The sequence below is a fragment of the Candidatus Poriferisocius sp. genome (genome assembly GCF_965204145.1).
In the GTDB taxonomy this organism is placed as follows: Bacteria; Actinomycetota; Acidimicrobiia; order Acidimicrobiales; family Bin134; genus Poriferisocius.
Window position 1 is genome coordinate 2520553 of record NZ_OZ241977.1, and the last position, 23945, is coordinate 2544497.

At 65.7% G+C, this 23945-nt stretch carries 21 protein-coding genes and 1 riboswitch; of the genes, 14 read left to right on the forward strand and 7 right to left on the reverse strand.

Going from position 1 to position 23945, the window contains the following annotated elements; all coding sequences use genetic code 11:
• The first annotated feature begins 15 nt into the window (after positions 1-15).
• Genes ACOGI7_RS11615 through ACOGI7_RS11630 form a run of 4 tightly spaced genes read left to right on the forward strand, consistent with a single transcriptional unit; the run spans position 16 to position 3486 of the window.
• Positions 16-405 (forward strand): cytidine deaminase, encoded by a 390-nt coding sequence (locus tag ACOGI7_RS11615; protein WP_419848922.1) that lies wholly within the window; start codon positions 16-18, stop codon positions 403-405.
• 36 nt (positions 406-441) lie between these two features.
• The gene (locus ACOGI7_RS11620) at positions 442-1716 is read left to right on the forward strand and encodes a thymidine phosphorylase (protein WP_419848923.1); all 1275 of its coding nucleotides are present in this window, start codon (positions 442-444) and stop codon (positions 1714-1716) included.
• Positions 1717-1720: 4 nt separating this feature from the next.
• Positions 1721-2791 carry an adenosine deaminase gene (locus ACOGI7_RS11625; protein ID WP_419848924.1) on the forward strand — a complete coding sequence of 357 codons (1071 nt, stop codon included), beginning with the start codon at positions 1721-1723 and terminating at the stop codon, positions 2789-2791.
• Entirely contained in the window at positions 2788-3486 is a 699-nt protein-coding gene (locus tag ACOGI7_RS11630; protein ID WP_419848925.1) for an HAD family hydrolase, read from the forward strand. Before ACOGI7_RS11625 ends, ACOGI7_RS11630 begins: the two co-directional genes overlap by 4 nt.
• 5 nt (positions 3487-3491) lie before the next feature.
• Here the strand turns inward: ACOGI7_RS11630 and ACOGI7_RS11635 are convergent, their stop codons facing one another.
• Genes ACOGI7_RS11635 through deoC form a run of 4 tightly spaced genes read right to left on the reverse strand, consistent with a single transcriptional unit; the run spans position 3492 to position 7408 of the window.
• Positions 3492-4139, reverse strand: a complete 648-nt coding sequence (locus ACOGI7_RS11635; RefSeq protein WP_419848926.1) for a 5' nucleotidase, NT5C type — start codon at positions 4137-4139, stop codon at positions 3492-3494.
• Positions 4136-5011, reverse strand: coding sequence for an aldehyde dehydrogenase family protein (locus ACOGI7_RS11640; protein WP_419848927.1), 876 nt, complete (start codon positions 5009-5011; stop codon positions 4136-4138). Before ACOGI7_RS11640 ends, ACOGI7_RS11635 begins: the two co-directional genes overlap by 4 nt.
• The gene (locus ACOGI7_RS11645; protein ID WP_419848928.1) at positions 5008-6558 is read right to left on the reverse strand and encodes an aldehyde dehydrogenase family protein; all 1551 of its coding nucleotides are present in this window, start codon (positions 6556-6558) and stop codon (positions 5008-5010) included. The genes ACOGI7_RS11640 and ACOGI7_RS11645 overlap by 4 nt, the downstream gene beginning before the upstream one ends.
• Positions 6488-7408, reverse strand: coding sequence for a deoxyribose-phosphate aldolase (gene deoC / locus ACOGI7_RS11650; protein ID WP_419851503.1), 921 nt, complete (start codon positions 7406-7408; stop codon positions 6488-6490). Before deoC ends, ACOGI7_RS11645 begins: the two co-directional genes overlap by 71 nt.
• A gap of 83 nt (positions 7409-7491) precedes the next feature.
• Between deoC and upp the strand changes: the two genes are divergently transcribed.
• The gene (upp, locus tag ACOGI7_RS11655) at positions 7492-8115 is read left to right on the forward strand and encodes a uracil phosphoribosyltransferase (RefSeq protein ID WP_419848929.1); all 624 of its coding nucleotides are present in this window, start codon (positions 7492-7494) and stop codon (positions 8113-8115) included.
• A gap of 21 nt (positions 8116-8136) precedes the next feature.
• On the opposite strand, the gene ACOGI7_RS11660 is transcribed toward upp, so the two are convergent.
• The 3 genes from ACOGI7_RS11660 to ACOGI7_RS11670 all read right to left on the reverse strand — a co-directional run bounded on the left by ACOGI7_RS11660 (position 8137) and on the right by ACOGI7_RS11670 (position 11405).
• Positions 8137-8556: a hypothetical protein gene (locus ACOGI7_RS11660; RefSeq protein ID WP_419848930.1), complete on the reverse strand. Its 420-nt coding sequence runs from the start codon at positions 8554-8556 to the stop codon at positions 8137-8139.
• Between the two features lie 162 nt (positions 8557-8718).
• The gene (locus ACOGI7_RS11665) at positions 8719-10386 is read right to left on the reverse strand and encodes an N-acyl-D-amino-acid deacylase family protein (protein WP_419848931.1); all 1668 of its coding nucleotides are present in this window, start codon (positions 10384-10386) and stop codon (positions 8719-8721) included.
• Positions 10383-11405 carry an NAD(+)/NADH kinase gene (locus ACOGI7_RS11670; RefSeq protein ID WP_419848932.1) on the reverse strand — a complete coding sequence of 341 codons (1023 nt, stop codon included), beginning with the start codon at positions 11403-11405 and terminating at the stop codon, positions 10383-10385. The genes ACOGI7_RS11665 and ACOGI7_RS11670 overlap by 4 nt, the downstream gene beginning before the upstream one ends.
• A gap of 135 nt (positions 11406-11540) precedes the next feature.
• Between ACOGI7_RS11670 and ACOGI7_RS11675 the strand changes: the two genes are divergently transcribed.
• From ACOGI7_RS11675 to thiC, 9 genes are all read left to right on the forward strand, one after another.
• Positions 11541-12086 (forward strand): LysM peptidoglycan-binding domain-containing protein, encoded by a 546-nt coding sequence (locus tag ACOGI7_RS11675; RefSeq protein WP_419848933.1) that lies wholly within the window; start codon positions 11541-11543, stop codon positions 12084-12086.
• A gap of 134 nt (positions 12087-12220) precedes the next feature.
• Positions 12221-12361, forward strand: coding sequence for a hypothetical protein (locus ACOGI7_RS11680; protein ID WP_419848934.1), 141 nt, complete (start codon positions 12221-12223; stop codon positions 12359-12361).
• A complete protein-coding gene (locus tag ACOGI7_RS11685; protein WP_419848935.1) occupies positions 12358-13287 on the forward strand; it encodes a hypothetical protein in 930 nt (309 codons plus the stop codon). Before ACOGI7_RS11680 ends, ACOGI7_RS11685 begins: the two co-directional genes overlap by 4 nt.
• Before the next feature lie 88 nt (positions 13288-13375).
• Positions 13376-14005: a peroxiredoxin gene (locus tag ACOGI7_RS11690; protein WP_419848936.1), complete on the forward strand. Its 630-nt coding sequence runs from the start codon at positions 13376-13378 to the stop codon at positions 14003-14005.
• A 61-nt stretch (positions 14006-14066) separates the two neighbouring features.
• Positions 14067-14897 carry an ABC transporter ATP-binding protein gene (locus ACOGI7_RS11695; protein WP_419848937.1) on the forward strand — a complete coding sequence of 277 codons (831 nt, stop codon included), beginning with the start codon at positions 14067-14069 and terminating at the stop codon, positions 14895-14897.
• A gap of 55 nt (positions 14898-14952) precedes the next feature.
• Positions 14953-17547, forward strand: a complete 2595-nt coding sequence (locus ACOGI7_RS11700) for an FtsX-like permease family protein (RefSeq protein WP_419848938.1) — start codon at positions 14953-14955, stop codon at positions 17545-17547.
• A 63-nt stretch (positions 17548-17610) separates the two neighbouring features.
• Complete coding sequence (locus ACOGI7_RS11705; RefSeq protein WP_419848939.1) at positions 17611-20274, forward strand: ABC transporter permease; 2664 nt, start codon at positions 17611-17613, stop codon at positions 20272-20274.
• A 40-nt stretch (positions 20275-20314) separates the two neighbouring features.
• On the forward strand, positions 20315-21838 hold the full coding sequence (gene pgi, locus ACOGI7_RS11710; RefSeq protein WP_419848940.1) for a glucose-6-phosphate isomerase: 1524 nt from the start codon (positions 20315-20317) through the stop codon (positions 21836-21838).
• Between the two features lie 220 nt (positions 21839-22058).
• Positions 22059-22169: riboswitch (TPP riboswitch) on the forward strand.
• Entirely contained in the window at positions 22160-23914 is a 1755-nt protein-coding gene (gene thiC / locus ACOGI7_RS11715) for a phosphomethylpyrimidine synthase ThiC (RefSeq protein WP_419848941.1), read from the forward strand. (Overlaps the previous riboswitch by 10 nt.)
• Positions 23915-23945: the final 31 nt, after the last annotated feature.

The following is a 23945-nucleotide window of genomic DNA, read 5'->3' on the forward strand; positions in this document are numbered from 1 at the left end:
CCGGAACGAGGTCAGATGGGCACTGAGCAGGCGATTCCATGGAACGAGTTGTGGGCTGCCGCCCATAAAGCTTCCGCGGGCGCCTACGCCCCATATTCGAAGCTGTCGGTAGGGGCGGCTGGGCTGACCGACGACGGCCGGGTGGTAACCGGCTGCAACGTGGAGAACGCCTCTTATGGGCTGACCCTGTGCGCCGAGTGCGGCCTAGTGGGCGACCTGCACCGCACCGGCGGCGGACGGCTGGTGGCAGTGGCCGTGACCGACGGCGACGGGAACCCGCTCACACCGTGCGGACGCTGCCGCCAACTGCTCTACGAAGCGGGCGGGGCCAGCTGCCAGGTGAACGAGACCCACACCGTGGGCGATCTGCTGCCCGGTGCCTTTGGCCCCGACGATCTGCCGTGAATGCAAGCGCATGAGGCTTCGAGGCGAGGACGGATCGTGAATGCAGTCGATCTCATCGTCGCCAAGCGAGACGGCGGCGAGCTGAACGACGAGCAGATCGACTGGTTCATCGACGGAGTCACCTCGGGGTCAATCCCGGCTGAGCAGGCCGCCGCCCTGCTCATGGCCATCGTGTGGCGGGGCATGACCGCCCGGGAACTGGCCACCTGGACCGCAGCCATGATCAACAGCGGCCAGCGGCTGGATTTATCGAGTCTGGAGCGGCCCACGGTCGACAAGCACTCCACCGGCGGCGTGGGCGACAAGGTTTCGCTGGTGCTGTGTCCGCTGGTGGCGGCGTGTGGCGCAGCAGTGCCTCAGCTTTCCGGACGGGGCCTGGGCCATACGGGGGGCACACTCGACAAGATGGAGGCCATCGCCGGCTGGCGAGCCGCCCTGAGCGATGACGAGTTCCTGGCCCAGCTTCAGGAGGTGGGCGCGGTGATCGCCGCCGCTACCGCCGACCTTGCCCCAGCCGACCGGGTGCTGTACGCCCTGAGGGACGTGACCGGGACGGTGGCCTCGATCCCGCTGATCGCCAGTTCGATCATGTCCAAGAAGATCGCCGAGGGCACCAGCGGACTGGTGCTGGATGTGAAGTTCGGCTCAGGGGCGTTTTTGCCTGATCCGGCTATGGGCGAGGATCTGGCCCGAACCATGGTGGGATTGGGCCACGCCCACGGGGTGGACACCGCGGCGCTGCTCACCGACATGGACCAGCCGCTGGGCCTGGCCGCGGGCAACGCCCTCGAAGTGGCCGAGGCAGTCGAGACATTGGCCGGGGGCGGGCCCGCCGACTTGGTGGAGGTGACTCTGGCTTTGGCCCAAGAGATGGCGGCTATTGCAGGTCTGGACGCTGACCCCGCCGAGGTACTGGCCTCCGGCCGGGCGATGGACGTCTGGCAGAACATGGTGGCCGCCCAGGGCGGCGACCCCACCGCGCCTCTGCCCGCCGCGCCGACAGTGGACCACTGGACGGCCCCGACCAGCGGGGTGATCAACCGCATCGACGCGCTGGCCGTGGGAGTGGCCGCTTGGCGCTTGGGCGCGGGCCGAGCCCGCAAGGAAGACGACGTGTCTCCGGTTGCCGGGGTGCTTCTCCGCCGCGTCCACGGCGACCGAGTGACTGCCGGCGAGGTCATCGCCGAACTCCACACCGACGACCCCTCCTGCCTGTCCGCAGCCCACGAGGCCCTGTCGTCGGCCTTGACAATCGCCGACACCGCTCCTGAGCCTCGCCGCCTGATTGCCTCTCGGATTCCGTACGATTAGAGCAGTGATACATCCGACAACCGAAGAAGTAAGGGCCGCTCCCAAGGTGTTGCTGCACGATCACCTGGACGGCGGCCTGCGTCCGCAATCCGTGGTCGAGTTGGCGGCGGAGACCGGCTACGACAACCTGCCCACCACCGATGCCGATGATTTGGCCCGGTGGATGGTGCGAGGAGCCAGCCGCCTCGACCTCACCTTGTACTTGGAGACCTTTGCCCACACCGTGGGGGTCATGCAGACCCGCGAAGCCCTGGAGCGGGTAGCGGCCGAATGCGCCGAAGACCTGGACGACGACGGCGTGGTCTACGCCGAGGTCCGATTCGCTCCTGAGCTCCACACTGAAGCTGGGCTGAGCCTGGACGAGGTGGTGCAGGCGGTGGTGACCGGCTTCGAAGCAGGCAGCGCCAACCGGAATATCCGCATCGGCACGCTGCTCACCGCCATGCGCACCGCAGCCCGGTCACTGGAGATTGCGCAATTGGCCATACGCCACCGCGACCAAGGGGTGGTGGGCTTCGACATCGCCGGAGCCGAGGCCGGCAACCCGCCCACCCGCCACCTGGACGCTTTCCACCTAATCCAGCGGGAGAACTTCCACTTCACCATCCACGCCGGAGAGGCCTACGGCCCGCCGTCCATCTGGGAAGCAGTGCAGTACTGCGGCACCGAGCGCCTGGGTCACGGGGTCCGCATCGTGGACGACATCGACTTCGGCCCCGACGGCACCCCAAAGCTGGGCCGGCTGGCCGCCTACGTGCGAGATCGGCGCATCCCGCTGGAGCTATGCCCCACGTCCAACGTCCACACCGGAGCGGCGCCGTCCATCGCCGAGCACCCCATTAAGGTGCTGAGCGACCTGCGGTTCCGGGTCACGGTCAACACCGACAACCGGCTGATGAGCGCCACCTCCATGACCCAAGAAGTGATGCAGTTGGTGGACGAGTTCGGTTTTGGCTGGGCCGACATCCAGTGGCTGACCATCAACGCCATGAAGAGCGCCTTCATCCCCTTCGATGAGCGCCTTGAGATCATCAACAAGGTGGTCAAACCGGCCTACGGCTCCCTGGCATTGTGACCACGGCCCCTATCGACACCGTCGGCCTGGATGCCGACGACACCCTGTGGCACAACGAGTCGATATTCGCCGACTACGAAGAGCGGATGGCCGACCTCGTAGCCCGCTACCTGCCCGATGTGGACTTCCACGAACGGCTCATCGAGCTGGAGCGGCACAACGTGGCCATATTCGGCTACGGGATCAAGGGGTTCGTGCTGTCGATGATCGAGACCGCCATCGAGGCCACCGAGGGCCAGATCACCGCCCAAGAGATCCACACCATCGTGGGCTGGGCCAAGGAAATGCACGCCCACCCGGTGGAACTGCTAGACGGGGTAGCCGAGACCATCGAGGAGTTGGAGCACCGCTATCGCCTCGTGCTCATCACCAAGGGCGACCTGTGGAACCAGGAGACCAAGATCGCCGCCTCCGGGCTGGCCGACCACTTCGACGCCGTGGAGATCGTGGCCGAAAAAGACGAGGCTACCTACGCCCGCCTGCTAAACCGCCACAACATCGCCATCAACCGCTTCGTGATGGTGGGCAACTCCGTACGCTCCGACATCGAGCCCGTGGTCGCCCTCGGCGGACGCGGCGTCCACATCCCCTACCACCTCACCTGGGATCTAGAACACGCCACCATCTCCCCCCACAACAACTGGGTAGAGCTGTCCGACATCCGCCAACTCCCCTCCTGGCTGGCCGGTCAGTAGCAGACTCAGCCCGAGCGGTCGTCGAGTCGGTCGGTGCTGGGGTCGAAGGTGGGGAGTTGGTGTTGGACGGCGCCTTGGTGAGCGGCTAACTGCTCGTAGATCTGCGACTCAGCCTCTTCCCAGGTGGCGGCTCGGGGCGGGTCCAGGTCTCGGTTGTAGGGCTGGTCGAACACGATCACGGTTCGGCCCTCAGCTCGCAGAGCCTCGACGTTGTGAGGGGCGTCTTCGATGTAGACATGGGCGTCCACCGCCGATTTTCCGCCCACGAAGCACAGGTCGCGGTAGGGGATCTTGGCCTTGTCGAGCCACTCTGCGGTGTCGCCGGCGGCGATGGCGTGGTCCCAGTTTGTGTAAAGGCGGTGGGTGATGATGCGGATCCACACCCCGGCCTCCGATAGCCGCCACAGTGCTCGGGATGCGCCGGGCATGGGCGGTATGTCGGCCAGCATCCGATGCTCCGCTACCGCCCGACGGTGATACTTCTCAAAGTCGCCGTCCTCGAATCCCCATTCCTGGAAGCCCCAGCTGCACTCCAGAGTCAGCGACTCCTCGGGCACACCCTTCTCCTGGGCCACAATCTTGCGGAAAGCCAAGGTGTGCTGAGCGCACACTCCGTCGAGATCGACGCCGAGTACAAAAGGCCCCGCGCTCATCTTCCCTTGGGGTGCCAGACAGTCTTGGTCTCGCAGAAGGCGTCGATAAGGTACGGGCTTTGGGCGACCTCGTCGGCCCACTGCCGCTCAGCGGCTGATGCGCTCACCACTCGGGTGATAGTGGCCGCCGCTTGACGGGCCGCGTCGGCAGCCCCCTCGGCATCGCAGCCGGTGAGGTCCAGCGCATCGACCGCTACATGGCCTGCCAATGGGGAGACGAGCTCGTCGCGCCGACCAGTGAGGATGTTGACCACCCCAGAGGGGACGTCGCTCAGCGCCAGGGTCTCAGCCAAGGTGATAGCCACCAGCGGGCAGCGCTCGGAGGCCAGCACCACCGCGGTATTGCCCGACACGATCACCGGGGCCAGCCGGGACACCAGCGGCAATAGGGGCGGCTCGTCGGGGGCCACGATCCCTACCACGCCAGTGGGCTCGGGCACACTGAGGTTGAAGTAGGGGCCAGCCACCGGATTTGCTCCCCCCAGCACGGTGGCAAACTTGTCGGCCCAGCCGGCGTACCACACCCAGCGGTCGATGGCCGCGGTTGTCTCCTGGGCTGCGGCCTCGTCGGCACACCCATCACCCGCTCGAGCCACCTCCGCACAGAACTCATCTCGTCGGGACTCCATCACCTCGGCCACTCGGTACAGGATCTGACCCCGGTTGTAGGCCGTGCGCCCGGCCCAGCCTCCTTGAGCCGACCGGGCCGCCGCCACTGCATCTCTTACGTCTTTGCGGGACCCCTGAACCGCGTTGGCCAAGAACTCGCCCTCGGCACCGACCACCGGGTACGACCGACCCGACTCGGAGCGCTCGAACGCGCCGCCGATGAACTGCTTGTAGGTCTTGTTGACCAATAACCGAGTGCTCATGCCACCAGCTCCACATAGGGCAACAGCCCCGCCCGGCCACCCTCGCGGCCGTAGCCGCTCTCCCGGTAGCCGCCGAAGGGGCTAGCCGGGTCGAACCGGTTGAAGGTGTTGGCCCACACCACGCCAGCCTGCATCTGATCGGCCATCCACAAGATGCGCGACCCCTTCTCGGTCCAGATGCCGGCCGACAGCCCATACGGGGTGTTGTTGGCTTTGGCTACTGCCTCTTCGGCGGTGCGGAAGGTGAGCACCGACAGCACCGGCCCAAAGATCTCCTCTCGCGAAATACGGTGGGCGGTGGACACATTGGTGAACAGCGCGGGCGGATGGAAGAAGCCCCGCTCGGGCAGCACGCACTCCGGCGTGTACAACTCGGCCCCCTCGGCCACCCCGGAGGCCACCAGTTCTTGGATGCGGTCGAGCTGGGCTTGGGAGTTGATCGCCCCGATGTCGGTGTTCTTGTCCAGCGGATCCCCCACCCGCAGAGTGTCCATGCGCCGCTGGAGCTTGCCCACCACCGTGTCGGCCACCGTCTCCTGCACCAGCAGGCGGGATCCGGCGCAGCACACCTGGCCGCCGTTGAAGTAGATGCCGTTGACGATGCCCTCGGTCACCTGGTCGAGGGCGGCGTCGTCGAACACGATGTTGGCCGCCTTGCCCCCCAGCTCCAGGGTGAGGCGCTTGTCGGTCCCCGCCAACTCGGCACCGATCGCCCGACCCACTTCGGTGGAACCGGTGAACGCCACCTTGTCCACGCCGGGGTGGGCGACCAGCGCAGCCCCGGTGGCGTCGTCGCCGGTGACGATGTTGACCACGCCGGGAGGCAGCTCGGCGTCGCGCAGCACCTCGGCCAGCAGCAAAGCGGTCAGCGGAGTGGTGGGCGCCGGCTTGAGAACCGCGGTGTTCCCGCAGGCCAGCGCGGGAGCCAGCTTCCAGGCCGCCATCAGCAGGGGAAAGTTCCATGGGATGACCTGGGCGGCCACTCCCAACGGCGCGGCTCGGCGACCGCTGAAGGCGTAGTCGAGCTTGTCAGCCCAGCCGGCATAGTGGAAGAAGTGGGCCGCGGCCAGCGGGATGTCGAGATCCCGGGACTCCCGAATGGGCTTGCCCCCGTCCATGGTCTCCAAGACCGCGAACTCCCGAGCCCGCTCTTGCAGCAGCCGGGACACCCGGTACAGATATTTGGCCCGCTCAGCGCCGGACAGGTCGCGCCAGCCCCCTTCCCAGGCGGCACGGGCCGCGGCCACGGCCCGGTCCACATCGGCGGCATCGGCCACGCTGATCTCGGCCAGCGCCTCGCCAGTGGCCGGGTTTACGGTGGGTACCAACTGCCCAGCCGCGGGCTCCACCATCTCGCCCCCCACGAACAGGCCGTATTGCGAGGCCAAGCGCACCGGGGCGATCGATTCGGGAGCAGGCGCATACTCCAGGTCGAAATCACCCACGGGCGCCACCTCGTGTCCGGGAGATGAGCGATCAGTCAACGCTGAAATCCTCCCGCCGCTGGTAGCGGCCGTCGCGGAGCTTGGCCCGCTGCATGAGCACATCGTTGAGCAGGCTGGACGCTCCCAGCCGGAACCGCTCCGGGGTCAGCCATCCCTGACCCAGCGTTTCGCCCACGATCACCAGGTAATGCCAGGCCTGCTTAGCAGTGCGAATGCCCCCGGCCAGCTTCAATCCCACGGCCCTGCCCGTCTGCTCGGCCATGTCCCGGATGGCCTCGGCCATGCACAAAGCGGTGGGAGGGGTGGCCGCCACCCCGATCTTGCCCGTCGAGGTCTTGATGAAATCGGCTCCGGCCACCATGGCCAGCATGGAAGCCCGTCTGATCTGGTCGTACGACCCCAGCTCGCCGGTCTCCAAGATCACCTTGAGGTGGGCCGACCCGCAGGCTTGCTTGGCCGCGGCAATCTCGTCGTAGGCCTTCTGATACTGCCCGGACAGAAATGCCGAGCGGTTCAGCACGATGTCCACCTCGTCGGCCCCGGCGACCACCGCCCAGGCGATCTCGGCCAGCCGAGCCTCCAATGGAGCCAACCCAGCGGGGAATCCCCCGGCCACGCTGGCCACCGCCACCGAGCTGTCGGCCAGCGCCTCGGCAGCCACCGGCACCAACTCGGGGTACACGCACACCGCGGCCACCGGGGGCACCGACCAGTCGGCGGCGTCGGGGCGGCGGGCCCGGGCACACAGGGCCTGGACCCGCTCAGGGGTGTCGGCGCCCTCCAGCGTGGTGAGGTCCATCACCCGGATGGCCAAGTCGAGCGCCGCCGCCTTAGACGAGGTTTTGATCGACCGGGTACACAGCGCGGCGGCCCGCTGTTCCAGCCCCACCGCGTCCACCGGGGTGATGCGCACCCCGGCCACGGCATCGGCAGCCCCTGGCGGGGTCTCCACTGCCAGCAGATCGGTCACTCGCCCAAGGATAGGGGTGGCAGGCAACAGTGAGGCATTCGGCAAAAGCCCGCTACGGTGGGGCCGTGGACGTATCAGTCGTCGATCATCCCCTCGTTCAGGCCCGCTTGACCGCATTGCGCCGAGTCGATACTCCTTCACCGGAGTTCCGACGGGCATTGGGAGAACTGAGCGGGCTGTTGATCTACGAAGCCTTGCGAGATCTTCCCGCCACCGCCATCAGCGTCGACACGCCGCTGGCCCGCACCTCCGGTGTGCGTATCGACAATCCCCCGTTGCTCGTGCCGGTACTACGGGCCGGTCTGGGAATGCTGGACGCCGCTCGCGAGCTGTTGCCGGAGGCCGCCGTCGGTTTTCTGGGCGTGCGCCGCAACGAGGAAACGTTTCAGCCCGAGCCCTATCTCAACACCGTGCCCGACAATCTCGGCGGTCAGGCCGTGCTGGTTTTGGAGCCGATGCTGGCCACTGGCGGGTCGCTGGCCTACGTCTGTGGGCGCATGGCTGCCGCCGGGGCCGGGCAGATCACTGCGGTGTGCGTGCTGGCTGCCCCCGAAGGGGTGAAGGCACTGGAAGCCGCCGCCCCCGGAGTGCGACTGTTCGCCGCGGCCGTCGACGAGGGCCTCAACGAGCGGGCCTACATCGTGCCCGGCTTGGGAGATGCGGGCGACCGTCAATTCGGCGAGCTCTGAACTGCGCCGGCTGGCGAAGGATCAGCCGGGACCGCCCAGGTCGGTTTCGTAGGCGCTGTACACCACGTCGACCGCGTGGTGATTGAGCTGGTCTATCCGGTGGACGATGTCGGCCATCGACCGTTCCAGGGTGGAGTCGGGTTTCTGGGTGTGCAGACGATCGATCTGCTGTTGCACTGAGGCTTGGAGCTGAACCTGCTCAGTGCGAATCTTGTTCACTTGGGGCACCAGCCGAGGGGCCAGCTCGATGCAGTCGTCGAACAGCCCGAGGTCGCAATCCGAGCAGAATCCGGTAAGCGCCCGGCTGAGTTCTCCGAGCTGGTCTTCGAGGCGCTGCACCCAGTGGTCGAGATCCTTGGCGGGCATTCCCTCGGACAAGAGCGCTTGCAGGCCAACTCCTGCCCGGTTCAACTCAATGCGCCAGTCTGTTCTTTCCCCCATGGCGATCTCCTCGTCATCATGTGGGAACGACCACGCTGTCGCTCTTGCGTTTTGCTTGCGTTCGCTACTGCGCCCGCTCTTGCGTTCAGCCTCAGCTTAGGCCCGCTTTGTCAAGGCGCGCCAGAGGACTTTTGCGAATTCTGCGTGAACGCCTAATTGTGCCTAACGGGCAGAGGGGCGCAGGATTTCGCCGGGGTGGGCGTCCACGCCGCTTTGATCGGCCTCTCCGTCGCGGCGGATGGGGGTGCCGTTCACCAGCACGTGGGTGATCCCCACGGAGGCATCCGCGGTGAGCCGCTCGGCGTTGGCGGGGAAGTCTCGCACCCGGCGCAGTGGTCCGGGCGCCACGGTGTCGGGGTCGAACACCACCACGTCGGCATACGCCCCGTCCCGCAGATAACCCCGGTCCACCAGGTTGAACATGTCGGCCTGCACCGCGGAGAGCTTCCTCACTGCTTTCTCCATCGGCATGAGCTCGCGATCGCGTACCCAGTTGCCCAAGAAGTCGGTGGCCTGCGGCGCGTCGCACAACTGGCCCACGTGGGCGCCCGCGTCTGACAGTCCCAGCGTGCAGCCGTCCTGCTGCAACAGCATGGCCACCCCGTCGGGGTCGTCGTTGGCGATGATGCAACTGATCCGAGTGGTCAGGTCGTCGGACACTGCGGTGTCGAGCAGCACGTCGAGGGGGCGCACTCCCAGTTCCTCGGCCACATCGGTGAGCCGCTTCCCGACCAGCTCGGGCCGGGAAGCGGTCTCGGCGATCTGGAATGTCTCCCACCGCGGCCGCATAGCCTTCTGGTGCTTGAACGCCTCATCCGTCCGGTTGCGCCAGTCCTCGTCGTCATACGCCTTGAGCCGGGCGTCGTGGTCCTCGCTCATCAAGGCGGCGAACTCGGGATTCACGTTGAGGGTGAACGGATCGGTCATCACCATCTGGAAGGTGAGCGGGCGAGGAGTGACCTGGGGCCAAACCTCGATTCCCTTTTCCCACGCCTCCCGGTTCTTGGCCGCGCTCTTCTCATGGTTCCCATTGGGGAAGGTCAGCAGGGCGCCGTAGGTGAACGGCACGCCCACCTGGGGCTGCAACGCGTACATATCGTCGATGCCCACCTGCTCGCCGGGGGCAATCGACACCACGCCCCGGCGCTTTTGGCCGAGCACGCCAATGAGCGCTTCGAACTCTTCCCGAGTGGCGAATCGGCTGGGAATGGGCAGTCCGTCAGCCCCTCGGTGGGTCATGGCAAAGCTGGTGGCCAAGCCGGCCGCTCCGGCGTCGATGGCATCGGCCACCACCTCCACCATGCGGGCCACCTCCTCGTCGGTTGACGCCCGCTCGTAGGCCTCATCGCCGACCACGAATAGCCGCAGGGCGGTGTGGCCGATGTAGGCCCCGAAGTTGAGGGCGATGCCCCGCCGGGAGATGGAGTCCAGATACTCCGGGAACGTCTCGAAGTCCCAGGGGATGCCCTCAGCCAGGCTGTCCACGTTCATGTCCTCGACGTTTTCGAGCGTGCGAGCGATGAGATCTTGGTGGTTGGGCCGGGTGGGGGCGATGGAGAAGCCGCAGTTGCCGGCGATCACCGAGGTCACCCCGTGGTAGCACGACGGGGTGAGCGCCGGATCCCAGAACACTTGAGCGTCGTAGTGGGTGTGGATGTCGATGAAGCCGGGGGCCACCACCTGGCCGCTGGCATCAAGTTCCACCTTGCCCGACAGCCCCGAACCGATCTCGCTGATGCGGTCCCCGGTGATGGCGACATCGGCCTCCCGTCCCGGCTCGCCCGAGCCGTCCACCACGATTCCCCCACGGATGACGATGTCTGCACTCATGTGTTTGATTCTCCCACGCGAATCTCAAACGCGCCTGTTCGGGCTCCGGAATGCACCACTGCGCCCACGTCGATCACTCGGGGCCCCTGGCGGACCACTCGCAATGAAGCGGTTTGGCCGCGATACAGGCGACGGCTGCGCTCACCGTCGAAGGCCAGCAGACACGGTCCGTCCACTTTCACCGATGTGTCGAGACCCAGATACTCGCTTCGGGCCAGACCAACTGTGGCGAACCATCCGGGCGCCAGCGCGCCCCGCACCAGTCGGGCAGGGCTACGGCTCGGGGGCATGAACTCCAGCACCACTCCCCGTTCCTCATCGGGGGTGCAGGGCAACACCGTGCCCGCCAAGCCACTGAAGCCGATAGCGGCTGGGTCGGCACGGGTCAACACGCCAAGCATCATGGTCTCGGGTTCGAACAGCTCCAGAGAGCCCACATAAGGGTCATCCACCGCGATGGCATCGACGAGGGCCATGTCGGTTTCGGCGCCGGAGTCGCCACCGTGTACCTCAACCGCCACCACCTTGGCCCGGACCGAATGGGCAAAGAGATCCACTGCCCCGGTGGCGACCAACCCGGCAGCCATTCCAGCCACGGTGGGCTCCACATGGACGGGAAAGGCGTTGTTGGTTCCCGTGGAGAGCGGGATCAGCGGCGCGTCGGGCCACCCCAGCGCCAGCGCCCGGTTGGTACCGTCTCCCCCCAAGCTGACCACTGAGCCGCACCCCGCGTCCCGCATTGCCTGGGCCGCATCCGCGGAATCCCGCTCGTTGTGATGCAAAGGCAGATCAAGAAATTCCACTTTCAGGGGGAGCTGGAGGTTCTCGGTGGCCCGTCGGGTGATGGAGAAGGGATCGCGGGTCAACACCACCTGCTCGGTGCCCGACTCGGCGGCGCCGTGGATGATTCGGCGCAGAATGCTGACCTTGTCCTCAACGGTGGAAGAGCCCGCGCTGGTCAAAAGGCGCCGCACATCGCTACCTGAGCGCGGGTTCACCAGGATGCCGACAGTGGACACTTCTCCATGTTGTCAGCATCAGTTCAGAGAGTGGTCATTCGCGGTCCTCTGGACACGACGATGATCGTCCGTTTTTTGGGTTTTGTGGTCGGTTGCCTATTGTTGAGGGCCACTGGCAGTAGAGGAGGTGTCGCCATGCGCCGGGCACAAGTGTTGTTGATGGTGCTGATGTTGGCTGTGTTGGGCGCGGCCTGCGGTGGTGGAGGGGGAACGAGCTCGGAGGAACGCCCGATCGGCGTGGACTCCGACGAGTTGGCAACCCCCACCGTTGAGATTCCCGTCCCCACCCCGCCCCCGACCCCCACACCAACCTCGACCCCCGAGGCGTTCATCTACGTCGTGCGAGAGGGCGACACGCTGGGCAGCATCGCCGCCGAGTTCGGCATCACCTGGCAGGAGATCGACGCCGTCAACGAGTTGGAGAACCCCAACGTCTTGAGCATCGGCCAGCAGATCGAGATTCCCCAGGATGCCCCGGTCGTGCTCAACAGCGACGGAACCGTCCGCCCCGGCGAGCGCACGCACACCGTTGTACAGGGAGACACCCTGCTGGGGATCGCCCTCCAGTACGACAAAACGCTGGATGAGATCCTCGAGGCCAACAACATCACCGCAGCAAACCTGATCCAGGTCGGCCAAGAACTCATCATCCCGCCCGAAGAGGAAGCACCCGCGCCCTAACGCGCCACACCCCGGCACAACCGACCAACCTGTGGATATCCACAATTCCGGCATACCGCGCTTCTAGTGTGGGTTACATGGCCGTTCCGGCTCGTGCATGGCTTTTCGCGCCAAAGGCAAGGCGCAAGGCCACCATGTGGTGTCCTCGCTGCGACGTCACCTGGTGGGGCACGGAGCGCGACACCTGCTGGTCGTGTCATCAGCACACCGCCACCACCCCGGCCCCGACCGCCAACGTGCGCGTGCTGGCGGCCAGCACGGTCGGCGAGTCGTGAGCGCTGGGCTGGCCGTTCCCGCGTTCATCATCCTGGGTTGCGCCCTGCTGGCCGGCATCGTGGCCCTGGTGACCCGCAAGAAAAGAGCGCTGTGGGACATTTTCCCGGGTCCAGTTCCCGAGCCTGACCCTGGCTCTGCTGTGGGTGGGCCCGTGCTGTACAACGTCGGGGCTGAGTACTCCAAGCCAGAGGATGAACCAGACGACGATGATGCCGACAATGGAAGGCCGACCCTCGAGCTGGTCGACAACCTGTCGGAGGACGCTCCTGTCGTTGTCGACATTTCCCGGCCCGGCCCAGAGATTCTGGGCCAATGGCATCAGCGCTATGAGCAGACGGTGTCGGCCTGGATCGAGAACCACCAGAGAGTGTTGGCCGATATCAACGCCTCGGGACTCCAAGTCGATATGGGTAAGCGCGACGAGCTCCTGGCCGGACACGAAGAACTTGCCCCGAAGATGCGGGAGGCCATCGCCAGCCATCCCTCGCCGGTGATGAGGGCCGAGTTGAGCGCCCTGCACGTGGCTGGGGAGGCGACCGTGTTCGCGGTGATCAAGAGCGACTATGAGACGGCCCGTCGCCAGCACCTCGTGTACGTCCAGTACCGAGACGAATGGATCGAGCGGTTGCGCCAGTTCTCTGAATCGCCCATGAGCAACCTGCGGGCGCTCATGAACACCGACGAGTTCGAGCTGGAGGAGATACGCGCCGCGCTGGAGACCGCTCTGATCGAGATCGAGGAATCCGATGCAGTCGGGCCCGACTTCGAGGCCCCGATCGTGGTGAGAGAAGACCCAGACCCGGTTCCCGATGTGGACGAGCAGTCCGCCGAGACCCTTGAAGCCGCCGTCGGAACCCCCGACGACACCACCGACAGTCTCGAAGGCGGTCGCATCCGCCGCATCCGCCGCCGCCTCAGCAGATAATCCAGACCTCTTTAGTCAGGTATTGCCCTCAAGGGGGTAGGGTGGACACAATTCCTTCCATAAATCGCAGCAAAACAAGGAGCCGGAAATGGCCATTCAACTAGGGGACGTCGCCCCCGATTTCACCGCCGACACCACCGAGGGAACCATCTCCTTCCACGAGTGGAAAGGGGACTCTTGGGCGGTTCTTTTCTCCCATCCCAAAGACTTCACCCCGGTGTGCACCACCGAGCTGGGGTACACCGCCCGCCTGGCCGCGGAGTTCGCCGCCCGCAACGTGAAGGTCATCGGCCTCTCGTGCGACACGGTGGAGGACCACATTGCCTGGTCACAGGACATCGAGGACACCCAGGGCATCCGCCCGAACTTCCCGATGATCGGCGATGCCGACCGCGCCGTGGCCGACCTCTACGACATGATCCACCCCAACGCCAGCGACACCATGACGGTGCGCTCGGTGTTCGTGATCGGCCCCGACAACACGGTCAAGCTCACCATCACCTATCCGGCCAGCACCGGGCGGAACTTCGACGAGGTGCTGCGGGTCATCGACTCGCTCCAGCTCACCGCCGCCAAGAAGGTGGCCACGCCGGTGAACTGGCAGCACGGCGACGACGTGATCATCGTGCCCGCCCTTTCAAATGATGAGGCAGCGGAGTTGTTCCCCGGCGGCTGGGACGAGCAAAAGCCCTACCTTCGTGTAGTCTCCCAGCCGTAAGACCAGCCGACAAAGGTCCGGTTCTCATCGAACCGGTTCTCATCAAAGAGGTGCTGTTTACATGAGTGACGCGTCCACGCTGGCCACCGATGTCATGGCCGCCGCCCGCGCGGTGGGGGCAGTGAAGATCTACGGGTCGGGAGAGACCGAAGTCAGAGCCCTCGACGGGGTGGACATCACCTTCGAAAAGGGCAAGTTCACCGCCATCATGGGCCCCTCGGGCTCGGGCAAGTCCACGCTCATGCACTGCATGGCCGCACTCGACAATCTCACCGGTGGCCAGGCCTTCATCGGCGACACCGACCTGAGCACCCTCGATGACAAAGAGCTCACCATGTTGCGCCGCGATCGGTTGGGGTTCATCTTCCAGGCGTTCAACCTGGTGCCCACCCTGAACGCCATCGAGAACATCACCCTGCCCATGGATCTGGCCCGGCGTGAGCCCGATCAGGAGTGGGTCGACAGTGTGATCACCACCGTGGGACTGGGTGATCGGCTCACCCACCGGCCCAACGAGCTTTCGGGAGGCCAGCAACAGCGGGTGGCGGTGTCGAGAGCGCTGGCCAGCCAGCCGGAGATCATCTTTGCCGACGAGCCCACCGGCAACCTCGACTCCCGGTCGGGCAACGACGTGCTGAAGTTCATGCGCGAGGCGGTGGACGATCTGGGCCAGACCATCGTGATGGTCACCCACGACGCCAAGGCGGCATCGTTCGCCGACCGGACAGTGTTCTTGGCCGACGGCCTGCTCCAGGGCGAGATGCTCAACCCCACCGCCGATCAGATCCTCGACTACATGAAGATCCTGCAAGTGGGCCAGTTCGTCAAGGGGATACCAGAGGGGGCAACCATGGAAGAGGTCTTGGAATACATGAAGGACCTGGACGACTGAGCTAAGGCGCAGCCAGGTAACCCGAACTCGAAGTTCATGGCCCGGTAACCGGTCAATGACTCTCCTGCGATACAGCCTCCGAAGCATCGCCGGTGTCAAAGTTCGGTTCGCGCTCACCACCCTGGCGGTGATCATCGGCGTCGCTCTGACTGTGGGCGTGCTCATCGCCACCGACGGTCTCCGCGCCTCCCTCAACGATCTGTCGGGCCAGATTTACGAAAAGTACGACTTCACCGTTCGCGCCGCGTCCGATGTCGGCGATCGCAACGAAGGCGTGCCCCTCGTTGCGGTGTCGCTGAGCGAAGAGCTCATGGCGATCGACGGGGTGGAGGCAGTCACGGGATTGGCGCAGGAGTTCAACGTCGTGGCCATCGACGGCGACGGCAACGCCCTCGACCCCGGGGTGGGACGACAAATCGGATACGGCTGGCCCGAGAACGAAGCGCTTAGCACGATCTATGTCTACGACGACGGCGTCAGCCGCCGGCCTGTCGGGCCCGATGAATTCGCCATCGACCATTTCACCGGCCGGGAGAACAGCTTCGTCATCGGACAGCGCTACAAGGTGGCCACCCCTGGCGGCACCGATGAATACGAGTTGGTGGGGTACTTGTACTTCCTCGACCCTGAGACTCGCATAGCGCTTCAGACCGTTTCCTGGGACATGCCCACCACCCGGCAGCTTCTACACGACGGCGGCGGCTACGACCTCATCCACGGGAAGCTGTCGCCCGGGGCGTCGTTCGACGAAGTGGCCGCGGCCATCAACGCCAGGGTGGGCCCCGATATCGAGGTGATCTCCCAGCAGGACAACATCGACGAGAGCAACGCGGAGTTCGCCGGCAACATCGACCGCATCCAAAACCTCTTGCTGGCCTTCGCAGTCATCGTCTTGATCATCTCGGGGTTCATCACCTACAACACCTTCACCCTGGTCATGGGGCAGCGCATCAGGGAATTGGGGCTGCTGCGGGTACTGGGGGCCGAGCGGCGCCAAGTCGCCCAAGTCGTGGCGGTCGAAGCCCTGATCGTTGGGATCGTGGCCACCATCGCCGGGTTCGGACTCGGCATCTTGGTGGCTCTGGGCATCGCCGGCGCACTGAACAACGCCGGGGCTCACCTTCCCGCCATCGACATCATCATCGGCGGGTGGACCATCGCGGCCGCGGTGGTCATCGGCATCGGTGTGACCATGGTCACCGCCATCTGGCCGGCCATGCGGGCCCGCCGGGTGACGCCCATGGTGGCGCTGGCTGACGAGGCTGAGATCGATCCCTTCAACCGGCGGCGGGCCTTGGTCACCGGATTGACAGCCAGCGGGGTGGGGCTGATTCTGCTGCTGATCGGCCTGCTGTCCGACCTCTCCACCTCTCAGCTCCTGCTTCCGCTCGGGTTGGGGGCGCTGTTGATGCTTCTGGGGGTCAACATCGCCACGCCGGGGATCGCCCGGTCGATGTCGCTGTTCTTGGGTTGGCCAGCCGACCGGCTGTTCACCATCAACGGGCGATTGGCTCGGCTCAACGCGGCCCGCAACCCACGGCGCACCGCCACCACCGCCTCGGCGCTCATGATCGGCCTGGCCATGGTGTCGCTGGTTACCGTGCTGGGGACATCCTTCAAGCAAACCTTGACGAGCCAGCTCGAGGATTCGGTGGAGGCCGATTGGCTCGTCTGCGTCAACGAATGCAACACCGATCTGAGCACGTTCAGCACTGCGGTGGGCGCATTCAGCCAGGAGGCCACTCAGCGGATGTCTGAGATGCCCGAATTTGAATCGGTGATGGCCTTCCGATTCCGCCCCAACGGAGCGCGCCCTCCCGATGGCGAACAGCGCCGCCTGACCGCCACCGACCTCGATTCGTTCTCCACCCATGTCGATCCGGGTGTGGTCGCCGGAACCCTGGACCGCGCCGGCCCCGGCGATGTGCTCGTACACAACGACCTGGCCGACGACCTGGACATCGCCGTCGGAGACCAGCTGCTCCTCGAGTTCCCCGGCGAGCAGATGTCGACGTTTGAAGTGGTCGCCCTCCACAGCGAAGATTCGGTGGTCGGTCCGTTGGTGGTTGACTTCGGCGACTGGGACCAATTCATGGGCGGCACCCAAGACAACCTGGCAACGGCCATCACCGCTCCGGGGATCGGGAAGGACCAGGCTCGGTCCAGCCTGGAATCGGAACTCTCCGACTACCCCCAGGTCAACGTCAAGGACCGGGCCGAATACCGAGAGGGCAGAGCCACTGAGATCGACACGTTCCTGGTGATCATCAACGTGTTCTTGGTTCTCGCGCTGCTCATCGCGGTGGTGGGCATCGCCAACACCATGGCCCTGTCGATATTCGAGCGAACCCGGGAGGTGGGTCTCCTGCGGGCGATCGGCACGGCCAAGCGGCAGATCTGGGGAGCAATCTTCTTGGAGAGCGTCATCGTCGCCGTCTTCGGAGGACTGGTGGGCATCGCAACCGGCGTGGTGGCCGGCGCCATCGCGGCTGCCGCGCTCCCCAGCAGCGTCATCTCCACGGTCAGCGTGCCGTGGCCCACGCTGGTGATCTACCTGGTCGTGGCGGCGGTGGCCGGAATGCTGGCCGCCTTCTTCCCGGCCCGGCGAGCCAATCGCCTCAACGTGCTGGAAGCCATCGCTCACCAGTAATACTTACTCATCGGCCTCATCCGCTACGCCCTGAAGAGCATCGCCGGAACTCGCATCCGGTTCATGCTGACCACGCTGGCCGTTGTCGTGAGCGTGGGATTCACCGTGGGCGTGCTGGTGACTACCTCGGGGCTTCGCTCCACGTTCGACAATCTCTCTGCGGACATCTTCCAGGGCGTTGACCTGTCGGTGCGCCCCGAGCTGGCATTCGGCGACAGGGGCGAAAGCGGAACGCTGGTCGACCCCGAACTCCTCGATGACGTGCGGTCGGTGGACGGGGTGGCCGCCGCGGTGGGGACGGTGGTCGAGTTCAACGTGATTCCCATCACCGCCGACGGCGAGGCCCTGGAGCTGGTCGGCCCACCGCAGATCGGCATCGGCTGGCCCTCCGACGACTCCCTCGGAGCACTGGAAGTGTGGCCCGACGGCGTGAGTCGAGTCCCCGATGTGCCCGACGAATTCGCCTTGGACGCCGACACCGCCAACGACAACGGCTTCGAGGTGGGAGAGCGCTATCGGGTGTCTACTCCCGCCGGCACCGAATCGTTCACCTTGGTGGGGCTCTTCCGTTATGGCACCGGCGACAACGCCACCGCGGGCGCGCAGATGACGGCTTGGGACATCGAGACCGCCCGCGAGCTGCTGCACAACGGAGGGGGCTACGACAGCATCGACATCCGGCTTGAGCCCAACACCTCGCCGGAAGCGGCATCGGCGGCCGTCGCCACGGTGCTCGACGATGGCCTGGAGGTGGTAGCCAACGAGGAGCTGGTGCAAGAGCAGGCCGATCTGTTCGACGAGTTCATCGGCTTCTTCGAGTACTTCATGCTGGGATTCGCGGTGGTGATCCTGGTGGTGTCGGCCTTCATCATCTACAACACCTTCACCATCCTGGTGAGCCAGCGCACCCGGGAGCTGGGGCTGTTGCGGGCCTTGGGGGCCAGCGGCCGGCAGGTCACTGCCATCGTCGTCGGCGAGGCCATCGCCGTCGGGGTGGTGGCCAGCGCCGCCGGGCTCGGATTGGGCGTGCTGATTTCTCTCGGCATCCGAGCGCTGATCTCCAGCTTCGGTGCAGGCCTTCCCGACGCGCCCATCATCGTCGGCACCAATTCGATTCTGGCCGCAGTCTTGATCGGGGTAGGCGTGACCGCGGTGTCAGCCATTTGGCCCGCGCTGCGAGCCCGTCAGGTGACTCCGATGGCGGCGCTCACCGGCAATATGCCGCCCCGCCTCACCGAGGCGCACCGGTCTACGGGGCTGGAGAAGCTGCTCACCGCCTCCAGCGTGATCTTGGTGGCGTTCGGAATCGTCTGGGAGACGGCGCTGGTAATCATTGTCACTGCGCTGGCCGGCGCGGTGCTGGCCTTCGTCGGAGGACGCAACCTGCCCCAGCCGGTGGGCCAGGCCCGGGTGCTGGTGTTGGGTCTGGCCATGCTCATCGTGGCCGTGGTCGGAGACTTCTCGACCAGCTCGCTTTTGGCCCTTCTGGGCATGAGCGCGCTGTTGGTGTTCGTGGGGATGAACCTGGTCAGCCCGGCCTTTGCCGTGCCGGTCTCCCGAGTCTTGGGATGGCTGCCGGCCAAGATCTCCGAAGTCAGCGGACGGCTGGCTCGCCAGAATGCGGAGCGCAGCCCCCGGCGCACGGCCACCACCGCCTCGGCGCTCATGATCAGCCTGGCCTTGGTGTCCATGGTCTCGGTGCTGGGCCAATCGTTCAAGCAGACCCTGGACGACACCTTGGACCGCTCGGTGAAGTCCGACTGGCTCATCTGCCCGGGAAACTGCGACCCCACGGCGACGTTCAGCCCTCAAGCGACCCAGAGGATCAGCGAGCGCGATGAGGTGTCGTCAGTGCTGGCCCTCCGGTACAAGTTCGAGGGTATCCGCTCCCCGATTGACGGCGATATCGACGAAGTCGGGGCTGTCGAACTTGGTGCCGTCCCCTTGCACTTCGACCTCGACGTGGTGGAGGGGAGCTTTGACGGTGCCGGTGCTGGCAACGTTGCCCTGCACACTAACCAGGCTGAGGACCTGTCGGTTGGCGTTGGCGATCCGGTGGAGCTGGAGTTCTCTGACGGCCAGTCGGCGACCTTCGAGGTGGCGGCCGTCTTCGCCGACAACGCAGTCTTGGGCTCTTGGCTGATCGACACCGCCGATTGGGACCGCTACCTCACCGCCCAGGAGGACGCCTTCATCTCGGCTCTCACCGCCCCGGGCTACACCGCGGACCAGGCCCGGGAAGCACTCGAGCAGGCGATCCTGGCCTACCCCCAGCTCAACGTGCGCGACCAAGTGGAGTTCCAGGAGACCCAGGAGAGCCAGATCAACACGTTCTTGGGGGTGGTCAACGCCTTCTTGGCCATCTCCCTGATCGTCGCCCTCATGGGGGTGGCCAACACGCTGGCCCTCTCGGTGTTCGAGCGGACCCGGGAACTGGGCCTGCTGCGAGCGGTGGGAATGTCCCGGCGCCAGGCCCGGCGGATGATCCGCTGGGAGGGGGGCATCGTGGCCGTGTTCGGCGGGCTCATGGGCATCACCGTCGGGGTGCTGTTCGGCTGGGCCACAGTGGAGATCATCCCCGACAACTTCGTCTCGTCGTTCTCCATACCGTGGCTCACGCTCTCGATCTACTTGGTGATCGTGGCCGTCGCCGGTCTGCTGGCCGCTTCGATACCAGCCCGCCGCGCCAGCCGCCTCAACGTGCTCGAAGCCATCTCCTACGAATAGTCGGCCAGCGGCCACCAAAGCCCCGGTTACGCTGCGGGTGATGCAAGACACCGGCGAGTGGCAGGCGCTGGGCGCCCACCGAGAAGCACTCGACGGCGTCCACCTGCGGGATTTGTTCGAAGGAGACCGGCACCGGGGCGAGAGGCTCGTCGCCGAGACCGACGGACTGCTGCTGGACTTCTCCAAGAACCTCCTGACCGATGAGACGGTGGAGTTGCTGGCCGCCCTGGCCGACCGGGCCGGGCTGGGGCACCGAATTGAGGCCATGTTCGGTGGCGAGCCGGTGAACACCACCGAGAACCGCCCCGCGTGGCACGTCGCCCTGCGCCAACCCAACCCGCCCCCTGAAGTCCGCGCTGAATTCGATCACATGGCGGAATTCGCGGCTGAGGTCCGCAATGGCCACTGGCATGCGGTGGTGAACATCGGCATCGGCGGATCGGATCTGGGGCCGGCTGTGGCCACCGCCGCGCTAGGTGCCTACGCCGACACTGAATTGGATGTGCGCTTTCTGTCCAACATCGACGGTGCTCACTTCCGGGAGGTCACACAGGGGCTGGACCCAGCCCGGACCCTGTTCATCGTGGTGTCCAAGACGTTCACCACCACCGAGACCTTGACCAACGCCACCACTGCACGAGCCTGGGTCGCCGACGCGGTGGGTGAAGATGCCGCCAGCAGCCACTTTGCCGCGGTCACCGCCAGCCCAAATAAGGCCCAAGACTTCGGCATCGACGCCGAATCCGTCTTCGCCATGTGGGACTGGGTGGGCGGCCGCTACTCGTTGGCCTCGGCGGTGGGGCTCAGCCTCATGCTCGCCGTCGGTTCAGACGCCTTCAGCGAGATGCTGGCCGGGATGCACCAAATCGACGAGCACTTCCGCACCGCCCCGTGGGTCGAGAACCTCCCCGCCCTGCTGGGACTCATCGGAATCTGGAACCGCAACTTCTGGGGTTGGCCCACCTATGCCGTGCTCCCCTACTCACAGGAATTGGCGCTGTTCCCGGCCTACATCCAACAGCTCGACATGGAGAGCAGCGGCAAATCGGTGCAGGCCGACGGCACCCCAGTAAGCACCCCCACCGGCCCGGTGGTGTGGGGACAGCCGGGCACCAATGGCCAGCACGCCTTCCACCAGCTCTTGCACCAAGGCACCGACATCGTCCCGGTGGACTTCATCGGCTTCTGCCGCCCCAATCACTCCCACATCGGGCACCACGACCTGCTCATGGCCAACCTGTTCGCCCAAGCCGAGGCCCTGGCCTTCGGCGCCCCCGACGCTGGCGAACCCCACAGGAGCTTCCCCGGCAACCGGCCCAGCACCGTGCTCCTCGGCGACCAGCTCACTCCCCACTCGCTGGGCCAACTGGTAGCCCTCTACGAGCACAAAGTGTTCACCCAAGCCACCGTGTGGGGCATCAACCCCTTCGACCAATGGGGAGTCGAACTCGGCAAGACCCTGGCCTCTGGCATCGCGGCCGAACTCACCGGAACCGCCGCCCCCAACCCCACCCGCGACTCCTCCACCCAATCCCTCATCAACCGCTTTCTCGCCCACCGCTAGCTGGCAAAGGGGTGGCTTATGTAATCACCGCCGTATAGGGTGCTAGGTGGAGCTAGAGGGGATCGAACCCTCCCGGCCGGGTGTCAAGTCCTTCACCGGCCCGACCACGGGTAGCCCCATCGTGGAGAAAGCTCTGCTGTCTCCTAGGGCCGCACCGGGCCTGCAATGTAGGCCCGGTGCGGTCCAGCTCAGCATACATGGAAATGTACTGAGAGTGAATAGACAACCACGCGGGAGCTCGAGGATCGTCGGGCTGAGAGGGTGTCCGCTGGCACCGACCGCTGAACCTGATCCGGATAACGCCGGCGAAGGGAGATGATGATGAGCGAGAGCACCAACGGCAACGCGCCGAACCAGGAGGGCTTCTCACCTAGCGAAAAGCCTGCCCGGGAGAAGGTGTATGTGACCGGGGCCCGGCCTGATGTGCGGGTGCCGTTCACTCAGGTGAATTTGACCGAGCCGGAGCCGCCGTTCTTGCTGTACGACACCAGCGGTCCCGGTTCCAACCCCAATGTGGGGTTGCCACCGCTCCGGCTGGATTGGATTGTCGAGCGGGACGACACCACCGAGATCGAAGGACGGACTGCCGACCTGCGCGACGACGGTCGCCGGGCGGTGCGCGACGGCTCTGCCTCCGATCCGTTCCTGGGCGAGCGCCGCCCGGTGCTGCGGGCCAAGGGCGCGGCGGTGACCCAGATGGCCTACGCCCGCCGGGGGGAGATCACCCCGGAGATGGAGTTCATCGCCACTCGTGAGCGGCTCGACGCCGAGTTGGTGCGCTCTGAGGTGGCCCGGGGTCGGGCCATCATTCCGGCCAATGTGAACCATCCCGAGTCGGAGCCGATGATCATCGGCCGCAAGTTCTTGACCAAGGTCAACGCCAACATCGGCAACTCGGCGGTCACCTCGTCGATCGCCGAAGAGGTGGAAAAGATGACCTGGGCCACCAAATGGGGGGCCGACACGGTGATGGACCTGTCCACCGGCTCCGATATCCACACCACCCGGGAGTGGATCATCCGCAACTCGCCGGTGCCGATTGGCACCGTGCCCATTTATCAGGCCCTCGAGAAGACCAACGGCCAGCCCGAGGAGCTCACCTGGGAGATCTACCGGGACACGGTGATCGAACAGGCCGAGCAGGGGGTGGACTACATGACCGTCCACGCCGGAGTGCTGTTGCGCTATGTGCCGCTCACCGCCGAGCGCACCACCGGGATCGTCAGCCGGGGCGGCTCGATTCTGGCCGCCTGGTGCCTGGCCCATCACCAGGAGAACTTCCTCTACACCCACTACGACGAGCTGTGCGAGATCTTCGCGGCCTACGACGTGGCCTTCTCGCTGGGCGACGGACTGCGGCCGGGATCGATCGCCGATGCCAACGACACCGCCCAGATGGCCGAGCTCCAGACCCTGGGCGAGCTCACCGGGCGGGCCTGGGACCACGACGTGCAGGTGATGATCGAGGGGCCGGGCCACGTGCCGCTCAACAAGATCAAGGAGAATGTGACCCTGGAGCAGGAGTGGTGCCAAGACGCGCCCTTCTACACGTTGGGCCCGCTCACCACCGACGTGGCCCCGGGATACGACCACATCACCTCGGCCATCGGGGCGGCCAACATCGGCTGGTACGGCACCGCCATGCTCTGTTACGTGACCCCCAAGGAGCACTTGGGGCTGCCCAACCGGGCCGACGTGAAGGACGGGGTGATCGCCTACAAGATCGCGGCCCACGCCGCTGATGTGGCCAAAGGCCATCCGGGGGCCCAAGAGTGGGACGACGCCCTGTCGAAGGCCCGGTTCGAGTTCCGCTGGGCCGACCAGTTCAACCTGTCGCTCGATCCCGAGACGGCGCTGAAGTATCACGACGAGACCCTCCCGGCCGAACCGGCCAAGACCGCCCACTTCTGCTCCATGTGCGGACCGAAGTTCTGCTCCATGAAGATCACCCAGGACGTGCGCGACTTCGCCGCCCGCCAGGGGGTGGACGAGTCGGTGGCGCTCGAGCTGGGGATGAAGTCCAAGGCCGACGAGTTCCGGGACAAGGGCGCCGAGATCTACTCGGCCGGGTCGTGACCCTGCACCCAGATAGCTTACGTGGCCGTTA